Source organism: Paenibacillus sp. WLX2291 (assembly GCF_046603665.1).
In the GTDB taxonomy this organism is placed as follows: Bacteria; Bacillota; Bacilli; order Paenibacillales; family Paenibacillaceae; genus Saccharibacillus.
The window spans coordinates 1,839,861-1,852,694 of the sequence record NZ_CP176755.1 but is presented as its reverse complement, the minus strand read 5'-3'; the positions used below and the strand labels follow the sequence as shown (position 1 = coordinate 1,852,694).

Genomic DNA, 12,834 nt, shown 5'->3' with positions numbered 1-12,834 from the left:
TCGCACCTTCACCTACAATAGATTGGATCAAAATGACGGGATATTGCTTTTTTCCTGAATGATGTAGAGCTAGAAATGGATACCTCACAATCGATCCAATGATAACAATAATGCCGCTCAATACCAAAAATAACATGCGTAAAAAAACCAGTCATCTCTTCCCGTTATGCCAAAATGCGACTTGGAGAGAGATGACTGGTGAAGCAAGCTTATTAACAGACATAAATTGCAGAGATTAACCTTTCTGAACAGGGTCGGCAATCGTTACAGGTTGGTTCGATTGGGATGTTGTTGTAGGTGGATTATCTTCACTATGCCGCCGAATGGTCAACGGATAGATCAGGAACGAAATGAGCAACGTGACCAGACCGATCAATCCAAGTGCCATCACATTCCCCCATATGGATTCCAGCGGCAACCCTTTTCCTACAATATTGCGAACACCTTGCAAAAATTGTGTTAACGGCAAACACTCACCGATGATACGCAGCACGCTTGGCATTGCTTCCAGCGGCCACGTATACCCGGACAGCATAAATGAAGGCATAGCAATTAGCATTAATGCCTGAATCGCATCGACCTGACGCTTAGAAACGATGCTGAACAGAAATCCTAGACCGCAGACCGCAAAGTTAAATGCCAGCGCAAGGAACAACATTGGCAATAACTGTCCGGCAAATGGAATCCCGAATCCAAAATGCGCTATCGAGAAAGACACCACAATATTAACCAGTCCGATCAGAAAATACGGCGTCAGCTTGGCAATTGCCAGCTTCCACGGCGAGAATCGCCATACGCCAAATTGTCCCCACGAACCGGCTTCTTTTTGCCATGTACATGATAATGCGATACCAAGCAGCAGACATTGCTGCAATGCAGCGGAAATCACACCAATTGGCATATAATACTCATAGTTGAATACCGGATTGTATAGCACCCGTGAGCGATACGGAATTGTGTTCAACAATGAGCCTGCCTGTTCACTGCTCATACCTTGCTTGTCTAGCGTCTGCAATGTCGCTCCACTGCTCACGCTCATAATAACCTGATTGGCAATACGCGACGCGCTATTGGAGTAGATCAGATTGCTGCCGTCGATAAAGGTAAGAATCGGTACATTCTCACCATGCTGCAAGCCAGAAGTGAAATTAGGCGGAATGATCAGCCCGACACGCGCTTCACCGGATTGCACCGCCTGCACCACATCCTCCTGATTCCAGCGCTGTCCAGTCACCTGAAACGTATCTGTCGCATCAAATGCCTGAATAATCTGACGACTCAAACTGGAATTGTCGCCATCGTATACAACAACTGGCATCTCGGTAATCCGTTCATGCGAATACAGAAATCCAAATAGTACCGCATACAATATCGGCATCAGCAGCAGGATCGCAGCTAGCTTCGGAATCGTAAACATATGTCTGCATTCGTCTGCAATCGCTTCTCCGATCTTCATATTACTGCGCCCCTTTGCCACTGAACAGCACCGTACTTCCGGTTGGCACATTGTCTGACAATCCAGTCAACAGCACTTTGACGCCAAAAGAACGAATATCGGTATCACCTGAGCTTTGGCTTGGTTTTTGGATGGCAAAGTCAGCGGCTGCATCGATTACTTTTACTTTTCCTTGTACGGTTGTGCCATCTCCGAGCAATTGGAGCTGTACGAGATCTCCAACGTGCAGCCCGCTCATTGCCGTTTCGGTCATATAAAATTTCGCCCACCGCTGTGACGTCGTTTCCAGTGAATAAATAGTAGAACCGGCGCTCACCAGTTCGCCAGCGTTGACGGATTTGCTTTTGATCACGCCGTCTGCGGCTGCACGCAATTTGGTATATCCGGCATACGTTTGTGCTTCCTGCAAAGCAGCTTGTGCTTGTGCCACCTGTGATTGTGCAGCTTCCACCTTCGCTTGCGCCAAAGTGTACGATGCTTGCGCCTGCGCGACGGTTCCTTTTGCCTGATCACTGGCACCTTGTGCTTGACTGACCGCCGCCTGAGCGGCTTTGACGTCTTCTTGCTTCAGACCGACCTGTCCTTGACCAGCTTGTGCTTCTTTGATCGCTGCGAGCGCTTGATTATATTGTGCCTGCGCTGCATCAATTTCTTCTTGACGACTACCTTGTTCAGCAAGCTTTTGCTTTTCCAGAGCGGCATCATATTGTGCCTGTGCTTGCTGTTGTTGAAGTTTTGCCTGATCCATAGCTGCATCCGTTGCGAGTCCCGCTTCCAATAACTGCTGGGTGCGGTTTAGACTTTTTTGTGCGGTGTCCAGTGCTTCCTTGGCAGCACTGGTACTTGCTTTGAGCTGAGCGATTTCTTCAGGACGCGCTCCGCTTTGGATCGCTTGTAAATTGGCTTTGGCTGCACTCGCTGCTGCCTGTGCTTGTTCCAGCTGACTGGAGGAAGATTCGGATGTGACTTGGACTGCCATATTTCCTTGCGCTACCTTCGTACGTGCTGCCGTTTCAGCAGCTTGCGCCTGTGTGACTCCTGCCTCTGCTTGTGTAATTCCTGCTTGCGCCTGCGATACACCGGCTTTTGCCTGCGATACATTTGCCTGTGCAGCTTTTAGTGCTGCTTGCGCCTGCGCTACTTTATCCTGCAATTCCGAGCTATCCAGTATAGCAAGCAATTGACCTTTTTTGACATGATCTCCTTCTTGTAAGAGTAGTTCACTAACTCTTCCAGCAAGTTTGAAGCTGGAGCTTACTGTATCGGACTCCACGTAGGCAGTCGGCGTAGAACTGGCGTTGTTTGCTTTCCCTTGACGACTGAATGAGAATCCAAGTACTACGATGACAACAACGATCACTACTAGTACAATGACATACCCTATCCCTTTTTTTCTGGTCATACCTTCACTCCGCTTTCTCTATGTTCTATCCCCTGCATACTGATAGTTCTGTTACCCGGAGATGATAAAAGATTCTTATTTGAATATATCATAGACTATTAGTACAATATATTTATTAAAAATCATGTATAGTGAACTTTTGATCAACATACATATACTTGTTTTACAAATACTCTATATGCGCTGGCATAACTATATCTATACTCCTTGAATGTGAATGTATCTATAATTGTTCAACGTAAATGTATAGATGATGACAAATCATACAGGTCGCACATATCAAATTTGTGGATACGAATATGCAAAGGAGCAGTACAACATATGAACATTGAGCAAATGCAGTATATTGCTGAAGTTGCCAAAACGGGATCACTGACTCGTGCTGCCGAGAACTGTCATATTACAGTGACCGGAGTCAGCCGAGCAATTACTCTATTTGAAAAAGAACTAGGTACGCGTCTATTCATCCGTTCGCGTGCAGGTACAACGACTACACCAGAAGGCGAGAAAATCATCGCCAAAATTATAACGATTCTGAACCAAATCGAAGAGTTAAAGCGTGAAGCGAGTAGTTATCAGGAGTTAAATAATTCGCGATTGCGGATTGCTTCGATTCCCGGTCCGATCTCGCTATTAATTGAGAGTATGTCGGATATGAAGCGTGAATTTCCGGGTAGCCGTTTTGAAATTACTGAGAATAATACACAGGCTGTACTAGAAAGTGTACATCATGGAGCAAGCGATATTGGTCTGGTGCTGCTGCCTGAACAAACGGTGCCGCAGTATGATCATTTGCGCTTTGAACCGCTAGCGGAAGATCGGCTCATTCTAGTCTGTCATCAGGATTCCGCACTTGCGAACCACTCCATGGTCATTCTGAGCGAACTAATCGACACTCCACTCGTACTGTACAACGATCCCAATATTCTTAATCTTGTCAGTGAGCTGGCACCAGCGAGTGATATTTTATTCAAAAGCAACAATGTCGATGCGCTGCTGCGTGCTGTTCGTGCCAATCTGGCAGTGACAATCGGCACGCTTCATTCTCTGCAAGCATACGGTACTTCCTTTAGGAAAGAGATGGTGGCGATTCCGCTGCAATTGCCTAATCGCGGCGACTCGTATCTCTGGTCGGTGCGCTCCGCTGATTATCCGATTTCACGTTCATCCGACTTGTTCATTCGCAGGTTTAAACAAATCCTCAATACACGTCCTACTTAGGCAGATATCCATACTATCAAGGAATCGATAATAAGTATGAAGTTTATGTCTCAATCTGGATGTATACTAATATGAGATTCGCTGCAATCACATCACATCACATCACATCACATCACATCACATCACATCACATCACATCAATATCTTACGCAAAATAGACAAAAAAAGGCTACCGGAAATCCGGTAGCCTCTGTTGTCCTGCCATCATGCTATTTTATTGAAGATCACGATCATTCATCAATGATCTTGTTCGTATTTATTACTCTGGAGAATCGGAACGGTTGCTGCTAGATGGACGACGGTTTTCGCCGCCACCATTGTTGCTACGTGGTCTACGGTCACGGGAGTACTCGCCGCTACGTCCACCTTCACGATTACCATCGCGGTTGCCACGGTATCCACCGCCGCCATTACCACCACTGCTGTAACCACCACGGTTGTTATCGCGGTTACCACGGTATCCGCCGCCACCGCTGCCATTGCCACTACGGTTGTAGTTGCCAGATGGTTTGCGTCCACCGGAACGAACGTCTGGTCTGCGACGTTTTGCACGGATCGGCTCTTCTGGAGTCAGATCGATCTGAGCATCCTTCTTCTCGCCTGTCAGCAATTTGATCGCAGCTGCCAGCAGGTTTACGGAATCATAGCTTTCCAGCAATTGGATTGCAATCCCTTTGTATTCGTTCAGTGGAGATGTATCATCTTGAACGAGTTCCAGCAGGCGCTCAGCTGTGATGCGTTGTTTGCCTTCGATCGCTTCAGCCAGGGATGGAAGAGGCTTACGAGTGATTTTGTGGCGTGTTACACGCTCGATGAAGTGCAGGTGATCGATCTCACGCGGAGTAACGAACGAGTACGCTGCGCCTTCTTTACCCGCACGACCGGTACGACCGATACGGTGAACATAGCTCTCAGGATCTTGTGGAAGGTCAAAGTTTACAACGTGAGTTACGCCGGAAACGTCCAAACCACGAGCTGCTACGTCTGTTGCAACGAGTACATCGATGCTACCGTCACGGAATTTACGCATAACGTTATCGCGTTGGTTCTGGGACAGGTCACCGTGCAGCCCATCAGCGGAATAGCCACGTTTTTGCAGCGCTTCTGCCAGTTCGTCAACACGACGTTTAGTACGACCGAATACGATAGCCAGCTCTGGCGATTCCATATCGATCAAACGGGACAATGCATCAAACTTCTGACGCTCGTTCACTTCGATATAGGATTGATCGATCAGCGGAGCGCTGATTTGTTTCGGAATAACCGATACGTGTTGAGGTTCTTTGAGGAACTGGTTCGCCAGACGTTGAATGTTTGGCGGCATAGTCGCGGAGAACAGCATCGTTTGACGCTCATCCGGCACTTGTTTCAGGATGGACTGAATATCTTCCATGAAACCCATGTCCAGCATTTCGTCCGCTTCATCCAGTACAACATATTGTACATCTTCCAGTTTGATCGTTTTACGGTTGATATGGTCAAGCAAACGACCTGGTGTACCGATAATGATCTGTGGTTTCTTTTTCAGTGCACGAATCTGACGACCGATCTCTTGACCACCGTAGATTGGCAACGAGCGAATACCTTTGAAACGTGCCAGTTTTTCGATTTCCTCAGCAACCTGAATGGCCAGCTCGCGAGTAGGAGCCATAACCAGTGCTCTAATTTTTTCATCCGAACGTTCTACCTTGTTAATAATAGGGATACTGAATGCTGCTGTTTTACCCGTACCTGTTTGTGCCTGCCCGATGAGGTCACTTCCGCCCATTGCGACTGGAATGGATTGGGATTGAATTGGAGTTGCTTCCTCAAACCCCAGTTCCATAATCGCTTTTAGTACTTTTTCATCTAAACCAAAGTCTACAAATTTTGTCAAAATATTCAAACTCCTTCTATGATGGTGGACAATCCACTAACTTGTTTGTATTCTTAAGTAGCAATTGAGTAGCATATAGCTGCATATCAGGAGGTCTCACAGACCACCATATCCGTTAGCTGGTGTTGATTATTGAATAAGTCCGATCACTTTTAGAGCATCTGCTTCAATGCCTGGTACGACTAAAGTTGAATAAAAAGGGTTATTCAATACTCTCTATGATGAAATAAACCCGTCTTGCATTTATAAAAATCTGAATGTTATTCAGCAAAACATCCCTACTCAAGAATATCTAAATCATTATATCACAAAATACACAGGCATGACTAGCTGAAACATAATATAATTACGATTGCGAAAGAAACTTTCCATTATGGGTTTCATATACTTTCCATAACTTACTAACTACACTTGAGGTGACCACATGTTAAAAAAATTAATGCCGCTGCTTGGAGTGCTGATCGGCTCCATTTTTACGGCAGCTGCGTTCAATCTGTTCCTGATTCCCCATCAGCTACTGAGTGGAGGGGTATCGGGACTTGCTATGTTAACGGGCTATTTTACTCCCCTTAACATCAGTATGCTGTACTTTGTGTATAACATTCCGCTGCTGATTGCCGGCTGGTTCATGCTCGGCAAACGATATATTTTACTCAGTATCGTGTCGGTTGCAGCTACAACATGGTTAATGACTGTTATACCGACAACCATCATTGCAAAAGACCTCTTCATCTCCTCCGTATTTGGCGGCGTGCTGATCGGTATCGGCGTCGGTATTTCGTTTCGCGCAGGCGGCTCCACTGGCGGCTTCGATATTCTCGGTTCTATCATTACCCGGTATCGCGACTTTCCGGTCGGCAATGTTATTGTCGGTTTGAACGGTCTCGTTATTCTGGCAATGGGCTATCTATCTAATGACTGGAATATCGCTCTTTCCTCGATGGTTTGTATTTATATCGGTGGCAAGGTAGTCGATCTAATTCACGTCAATCATGTCAAAGTCACCTTGTTTATCGTCTCTAATCGTACAGACGAATTGCTAGAACATCTGATGCCGCTACAGCGCGGGGTCACGTTGATCAAGGCGGAAGGTGCCTTTTCCAATGAATCCAAAGATATGCTGATGACCGTAACGACTCGCTACGAATTGACCGAGCTGCGCCGGATCATTAAGGAAACCGATCCCAACGCCTTCGTCAATATGGTGGAAACGATCGGTATTATGGGTTCATTCCGCAAAAGCTAATCTTTCGAAAAAAGATTTACAGCGTTTGCTGTGCAGCTATTCACTGAAAGTCGCATTTTGTCGTTATATATAGTAAAATTATTACACGCCGCCGCATCACGTAATAATTGAAGTTTGTGCACGTTCTCCAGTCCCTGAAGCACAACATGCTTTTCCTAAGCTCCCGTAAGAATGATTTCTTCTGTTAAGCGAAATGATTCCAGGATAGGAAAGGATGATTATTGTGGAAATGGAAAAGGTTAAATTGTCACAAATTGTCTTGAAATGTTTCCCGGATATGATGCCTTCCCTAAAGCAGCAGGAACTCAATTCACTTATTGTACTGCGTGACGGGTTGCGTATTTTGGAACCAAATGATGCACTGGAAATTATTCAGTACAGTATCTGCGAAAATCAAGATCATCAGTTACTGCAATAATGCACACGGCTATTCTGCTTCTGCATGTTAAGCTTCATGAAAATAGTGCAATCCAAAATGCCGCTTCTGTTCTTCTCTTGGTAGAGGAATACAGAAGTGGCATTTTGCATTTTGCTCTATTTTCATAAACCTGTATTTGCCATGTTTAGCTGATTATGAGACAGTTTAAATACATAGGATGGGCATGCTCATTATCTCTCTTCCGCTTATTGCAGCTTCATATAAGTAAGGCGCGGACACACTCCCCCTGTCTAACTGGACTGGGTGTATTGTATTGCCCTTTCACTGCTTGGATATAGCTTGTAAATACTTGTTGCTGCAAAATCCGCAACTTTTCCAGTGCGGATGTGTATAAAGCGATAGCAGGTAACAATACTGTATCCTCTGCTGCATGAACGTTAGGTTATAATCAGGGCAAATGCCACTTTTGTAAAAATCATACATAAGAGATGAGGGTTAATGACATGGATATTTTGTGGACGCTTATGCTGCTGGCGTCCACCGCTCTTGGCGGTGATCAGCAGGCTCAGGCACAGAACACACAAACCGCATCGCTCCAATCAATGCTGAACCGGGTAGCGATTCAAAGTCAGATGGATCAAACGGAGGTGGATGCTGACAATCCGCCAGCCAAAATCGATCCACAACCGGACGCGCCTGTAGTTAAGGGTATTTATGTTACCGCCTACAGTGCTGGTGGCTCCCGCATGGAGAAGCTGCTCAGCCTGCTGGATAAAACTGAGCTGAACTCGATGGTTATTGACCTGAAAGATGATGCCGGGTACATAACGTACAAAACTGAAAACAAAGAGCTGCAAAAGCTCGGCAGCCCGCAGAACTTCATTGGCGATATCGATAAGCTGATGACTCGTCTAAAAAAGCATGATGTGTATCCGATTGCCCGGATCGTTGTGTTTAAGGATACCGTGCTCGCCAAAAAGCATCCAGAACTGTCATTTGTGAAAAGCAATGGTCAGGTGTGGACAAACGGCAAAGGCGACAGCTTTGTGAACCCGTACAAAAAAGAAGTATGGGATTACAATATTGCACTTGCTAAAGAAGCCGCAGCAAAAGGATTTAAGGAAATCCAATTTGACTATGTGCGTTTCCCGGAAGGCTTTGAAAACCACGAGAAAGAGCTGAAGTTCACGAAAGACAAGGAAGAATCCCGTGTCGATGTGATCGCTGAATTCGTTCAATATGCTCGTAAAGAACTGGCTCCACTCGGCGTTCGTGTATCAGTAGATATTTTTGGATATGCTGCTTCTGTACCGGCTGCTGAAGGAATTGGACAGGACTTTGCCAAAATCTCTGAAAATGTCGATGTAATCAGTCCTATGATCTATCCAAGTCACTATACGACTGGCTGGTTCGGTGTAACGAACCCGGATACGAATCCATATGCGACGATCAAAGGTTCACTCGTCGATACACACAAGAAGCTTGATCCGCTGGGTGAAGAAAAGCCAATCATCCGTCCGTGGATTCAAGACTTTACCGCTAGCTGGTTAGGTAGCGGTCACTATGTACAGTACGGTAAAAAGCAGGTCGATGATCAGATTCGTGCCATGAAGGACGAAGGCGTAGATGAGTATCTGCTCTGGAATGCGACCAACCGCTATACCGAGAACGCCAGCTTCTAAGCGACTGCTCGACTGCTCGACTGCTCGACTGCTCGACTGCTCGACTGCTCGACTGCTCGACTGCTCGACTGCTCGACTGCTCGACTGCTCGACTGCTCGACTGCTCGACTGCTCGACTGCTCGACTGCTCGACTGCTCGACTGCTCGTAGCAACGTGGTTTGTGAGTGAGCATTGAAACTACTTTGATAACTCTTTGCCCCCGGACGTTATTTGATCCGGGGGTTATTGTTATGCTCAGCACCAATATGACTATTCAATGCATGCATCATCCTGTACAATATATTCTTAATGCGCAATCTTGCATAAGATGTAAGCTTATACGCATATTCTGTACATAGATAAGGGCTGATTCCATATGATTCCAACATCTACACTCTCGCAAAAATACATACAATTTCTAAAAATTCTATTCCCCGTATTGATTACGCAAATCGCATTGTCGATGATCAGCTTTTTTGATACCAATATGTCTGGTCATGCCAGTGCAGAGGATCTTGCTGGCGTAGCGATTGGCTCCAGTCTATGGATTCCGCTGCAAGCTGGATTGAGCGGCATTCTCGTAGCGATTACGCCGACGATCTCGCATCTGATTGGCGGTGGTGAACGGCGGCAGGTCAATTACAATGTGACGCAAGCTCTATTGCTATCGCTGGTGCTTGCACTGCTAATATTGGGAGCCGGTGTTCTGCTTGTTCCCGATATATTGCAGGCGATGAATTTGGAAGCCAAAGTGCATGAAGTGGCGCTGCATTTTCTGGCGGCTCTGTCAGTCGGTATTGTGCCATTGTTCGCTTATACGGTGCTACGTGGATATATCGATGCGCTGGGACAGACACGCTTTTCGATGATGATCACGCTATGCTCCTTACCGATCAATGTAGGATTGAATTATTTGCTGATCTTTGGTAACTGGGGCTTTCCACGGTTGGGTGGTGTGGGGGCAGGTGTCGCTTCGGCAATTACGTACTGGTGTATCCTGATCATTGCGATCATTGTCGTGCGAACAGCAGAACCTTTTCGCGAGGATCGTATATTCAGTCGCTGGTATGCTCCTTCCGCTGCCAAATGGGCGGAACTACTGAAGCTGGGCGTACCGATGGGCTTTGCAATCTTTTTTGAAACGGCGATCTTCGCTGGGGTGACGCTATTGATGAGTCGATATGATACGATGACGATTGCGGCGCATCAGGCGGCACAGAACTTTGCGTCTACACTGTATATGATTCCACTCAGCATCTGCACAGCGCTGACGATTGTTGTAGGTTATGAGGTTGGTGCGGGGCGGCAAAAGGATGCGCGGCAATACAGTATGCTTGGGATTGGTACAGCGATTGGGCTGTCGGTATGTACGGCGATCATTCTGTTATTATTCCGCTATGATGTATCGACGCTGTATTCGTCTGACCCAGTATTGATTGAATTGATTGCGCATTTTATGATCTATGCGAGCTTTTATCAGTTATCGGATGCCATTGCTGCGCCGGTACAAGGATCGCTGCGTGGATACAAGGATGTGAATCCTGCCTTTTTCTTGACGTTTCTGTCGTACTGGGTCATTGGGTTGCCGGTTGGTTATGTGTTAGCGTCGTATACTTCGCTTGGTGCTTACGGGTACTGGGTGGGGTTAAGTACAGGGCTGGCATGCGGTGCGGTTACGCTGTTATGGCGATTGCTGTGGGTGCAACGAAAATTCAAGCTTATGCATATTGCCGAGAATGGGAATGCAGTGGAATGAATCTATTTTTTCTATGCATTACATTCACAGCGAGTTAAGTAACAGTACAACAGTATCGATGTTTTAAAATAATTCAAAGTAAGATGCAGAAATGTGATGTATATGTACGTTCTATATGTACGATTTCCGCTTCCTCATCAAACAAAAAGTCAGCCCTTTTACAAAACGGGGCTGACTTTTTGTTACTTGCTGCATTGTACGGTTGCTTGTTACACTTGGTTCGCTTCCCTACAGTGTAAGCTGGAGCGCCCAACATCGTGCAAAGTATCAAACCTGACTTTATACAAAAGTTCTACAGATCGAACAGATCAACCTGCTGCACTTCAGGTTCTTGTTCCTTCGGAATCTCTGGTACCGACTGTCCAAGCAGTTCCATCAGTTGACGCGCATTGTCTGCGGCATCACCGGCGGAATTGTTGTTGAAGATGACACACACTTCACCAGACTGCTGCTCCAGTCGCTTCAACCGTTCTGCCCACTCCATCAGTTCCTGCTCATTGTACCGATACAAGTAACGGATTTCGCGCCAGTTCGGTTGACCAGAAGCGTTCCAACCGGATTCGTTACGACCGTGCATACGCACAACCGTCAGATCCGAATGCGTCGCTTGCTCGACAATCGGCACGGAACCGATGCCTGCCTGCGGCTCGTCACATACGCTGTGAATCCAGTTTGCTTCCTTCATAAAATGCAAGGTTTTCTCCCGCATCTGCGGCGTAAACCAGCTCTGATGGCGGAATTCCAGTGCACACGGCACATCCCCCATCCAGCGCCGAACGTTGCGCAAAGCATTCACATTTTCGCGGGTACAATCAAACCAAGGCGGAAATTGGAACAGCGCCGCCAGCAGCTTACCTGCTTCCTCCATCGTGCTAATGGATAGCCGAAAGGCACGGTACATCTCCTCTTCGGAATCATACGGAATCTTGCCGCGTGTATGTCCAGTCATCCCCTGATACGCTTTGACCAGAAAGCGAAAAGAATCCGGCGTTTCCTGCGTCCATTTCTCCATATTATGTTTGGATTGAATCGCATAAAAGGAACTGTCCACTTCCACTACAGGAAACAGATTGCTGTATACAGGCAGTTTGTGTTTCACTGCCTCTTTGGTGAGATAAAGGGAATCATGATCCCCCCATCCCGTCAAACCGACGCTAATCATTGTTGCGTTTCCTCCCGGTTGTTATACTTTGCTCTGCTTGCGTGCCAGACCGGAGACATACAACTGCACAATGTTAATCGCCAGCTGTTCTGCGCTGATCGTACCTGGCAATAGCTGTGTAAATACGATTCGCTCAATTGTACCTACTAGACATTCCGCGACTAGACTCATCGGAATCTCGCTCGCAAAGTTAGCATTCCGCTGCTCCGCGCGCAGCATCTTCTCAATGCCCTGCACCAATTCCATCTTGATGTCATCAGCATCCGGTGACAGGTAAAATCCGATCCGGGTCAAATCGGGATGACTGTAGAAATATTCAAACATCGACTGAATCGTATGACAAAGCTGATCCAGTGCGCTATGCCGTGCCGAAGGTTGCTCCGGCAATTGGCTGTTGTTGATCACTTCCTGAAGATTAGAACGGAACATCTCCACCAGTTCTTCAAAGACAGCATCTTTACTTTCAAAATACAAATAAAATGCCGGTTGTGATAGTTTGGCCTCCGATACGATTGAACTGACTTTAGTTGCGTGAAAGCCATGGACTGCAAATTGCTTAGCAGCAGCATGTAATAAACGTAATCGGCTCTCCTTTCCTTTTGCACCTTTTTCTCTCGCCAATGTGTGGTAGCCCCCTTTACGGTTTCTCATCACCCTAGGTAAATGAATTAATT

11 protein-coding genes are annotated in these 12,834 nt (G+C 46.5%); 5 read left to right on the top strand and 6 right to left on the bottom strand.

Annotation, left to right across the window (positions count from 1 at the left end; all coding sequences use genetic code 11):
* Positions 1-235: 235 nt before the first annotated feature.
* Together ACDE64_RS07950 and ACDE64_RS07945 are read right to left on the bottom strand one after the other, a co-directional pair.
* Positions 236-1,456 carry an ABC transporter permease gene (locus ACDE64_RS07950; protein ID WP_411349608.1) on the bottom strand — a complete coding sequence of 407 codons (1,221 nt, stop codon included), beginning with the start codon at positions 1,454-1,456 and terminating at the stop codon, positions 236-238.
* A 1-nt stretch (position 1,457) separates the two neighbouring features.
* On the bottom strand, positions 1,458-2,858 hold the full coding sequence (locus tag ACDE64_RS07945; RefSeq protein ID WP_411349607.1) for an HlyD family secretion protein: 1,401 nt from the start codon (positions 2,856-2,858) through the stop codon (positions 1,458-1,460).
* A gap of 321 nt (positions 2,859-3,179) precedes the next feature.
* Between ACDE64_RS07945 and ACDE64_RS07940 the strand changes: the two genes are divergently transcribed.
* On the top strand, positions 3,180-4,079 hold the full coding sequence (locus ACDE64_RS07940) for a LysR family transcriptional regulator (RefSeq protein WP_411349606.1): 900 nt from the start codon (positions 3,180-3,182) through the stop codon (positions 4,077-4,079).
* A gap of 259 nt (positions 4,080-4,338) precedes the next feature.
* Here the strand turns inward: ACDE64_RS07940 and ACDE64_RS07935 are convergent, their stop codons facing one another.
* Positions 4,339-5,955: a DEAD/DEAH box helicase gene (locus ACDE64_RS07935; RefSeq protein WP_411345939.1), complete on the bottom strand. Its 1,617-nt coding sequence runs from the start codon at positions 5,953-5,955 to the stop codon at positions 4,339-4,341.
* Positions 5,956-6,379: 424 nt separating this feature from the next.
* Here ACDE64_RS07935 and ACDE64_RS07930 point away from each other — a divergent pair, with 424 nt between their 5' ends.
* The 3 genes from ACDE64_RS07930 (at position 6,380) to ACDE64_RS07920 (ending at position 9,262) form a co-directional block, all read left to right on the top strand.
* Positions 6,380-7,201: a YitT family protein gene (locus ACDE64_RS07930; RefSeq protein WP_411345938.1), complete on the top strand. Its 822-nt coding sequence runs from the start codon at positions 6,380-6,382 to the stop codon at positions 7,199-7,201.
* 214 nt (positions 7,202-7,415) lie between these two features.
* Positions 7,416-7,619 (top strand): hypothetical protein, encoded by a 204-nt coding sequence (locus ACDE64_RS07925; RefSeq protein WP_411345937.1) that lies wholly within the window; start codon positions 7,416-7,418, stop codon positions 7,617-7,619.
* Between the two features lie 464 nt (positions 7,620-8,083).
* Positions 8,084-9,262 carry a putative glycoside hydrolase gene (locus ACDE64_RS07920; protein ID WP_411345936.1) on the top strand — a complete coding sequence of 393 codons (1,179 nt, stop codon included), beginning with the start codon at positions 8,084-8,086 and terminating at the stop codon, positions 9,260-9,262.
* Here ACDE64_RS07920 and ACDE64_RS07915 read toward each other — a convergent pair.
* Positions 9,259-9,435 (bottom strand): hypothetical protein, encoded by a 177-nt coding sequence (locus ACDE64_RS07915; RefSeq protein ID WP_411349605.1) that lies wholly within the window; start codon positions 9,433-9,435, stop codon positions 9,259-9,261. The two genes, ACDE64_RS07920 and ACDE64_RS07915, sit on opposite strands and share 4 nt — an antisense overlap.
* Positions 9,436-9,618: 183 nt before the next feature.
* Here ACDE64_RS07915 and ACDE64_RS07910 point away from each other — a divergent pair, with 183 nt between their 5' ends.
* The gene (locus ACDE64_RS07910) at positions 9,619-10,998 is read left to right on the top strand and encodes an MATE family efflux transporter (protein WP_411349604.1); all 1,380 of its coding nucleotides are present in this window, start codon (positions 9,619-9,621) and stop codon (positions 10,996-10,998) included.
* 292 nt (positions 10,999-11,290) lie between these two features.
* Here the strand turns inward: ACDE64_RS07910 and ACDE64_RS07905 are convergent, their stop codons facing one another.
* Positions 11,291-12,160, bottom strand: a complete 870-nt coding sequence (locus ACDE64_RS07905; RefSeq protein WP_411349603.1) for a DUF72 domain-containing protein — start codon at positions 12,158-12,160, stop codon at positions 11,291-11,293.
* Positions 12,161-12,181: 21 nt separating this feature from the next.
* Positions 12,182-12,781 (bottom strand): TetR/AcrR family transcriptional regulator, encoded by a 600-nt coding sequence (locus ACDE64_RS07900; RefSeq protein WP_411345933.1) that lies wholly within the window; start codon positions 12,779-12,781, stop codon positions 12,182-12,184.
* Between the last annotated feature and the right edge of the window lie 53 nt (positions 12,782-12,834).

Bases quoted from the DNA above. Each gene is read 5' to 3' on its own strand.
- ACDE64_RS07945 (WP_411349607.1), bottom strand. From the start codon at position 2,858: ATGACCAGAAAAAAAGGGATAGGGTATGTCATTGTACTAGTAGTGATC.
- ACDE64_RS07910 (WP_411349604.1), top strand. From the start codon at position 9,619: ATGATTCCAACATCTACACTCTCGCAAAAATACATACAATTTCTAAAA.
- ACDE64_RS07905 (WP_411349603.1), bottom strand. From the start codon at position 12,160: ATGATTAGCGTCGGTTTGACGGGATGGGGGGATCATGATTCCCTTTAT.
- ACDE64_RS07920 (WP_411345936.1), top strand. From the start codon at position 8,084: ATGGATATTTTGTGGACGCTTATGCTGCTGGCGTCCACCGCTCTTGGC.
- ACDE64_RS07950 (WP_411349608.1), bottom strand. From the start codon at position 1,456: ATGAAGATCGGAGAAGCGATTGCAGACGAATGCAGACATATGTTTACG.
- ACDE64_RS07925 (WP_411345937.1), top strand. From the start codon at position 7,416: ATGATTATTGTGGAAATGGAAAAGGTTAAATTGTCACAAATTGTCTTG.
- ACDE64_RS07930 (WP_411345938.1), top strand. From the start codon at position 6,380: ATGTTAAAAAAATTAATGCCGCTGCTTGGAGTGCTGATCGGCTCCATT.
- ACDE64_RS07940 (WP_411349606.1), top strand. From the start codon at position 3,180: ATGAACATTGAGCAAATGCAGTATATTGCTGAAGTTGCCAAAACGGGA.
- ACDE64_RS07915 (WP_411349605.1), bottom strand. From the start codon at position 9,435: ATGCTCACTCACAAACCACGTTGCTACGAGCAGTCGAGCAGTCGAGCA.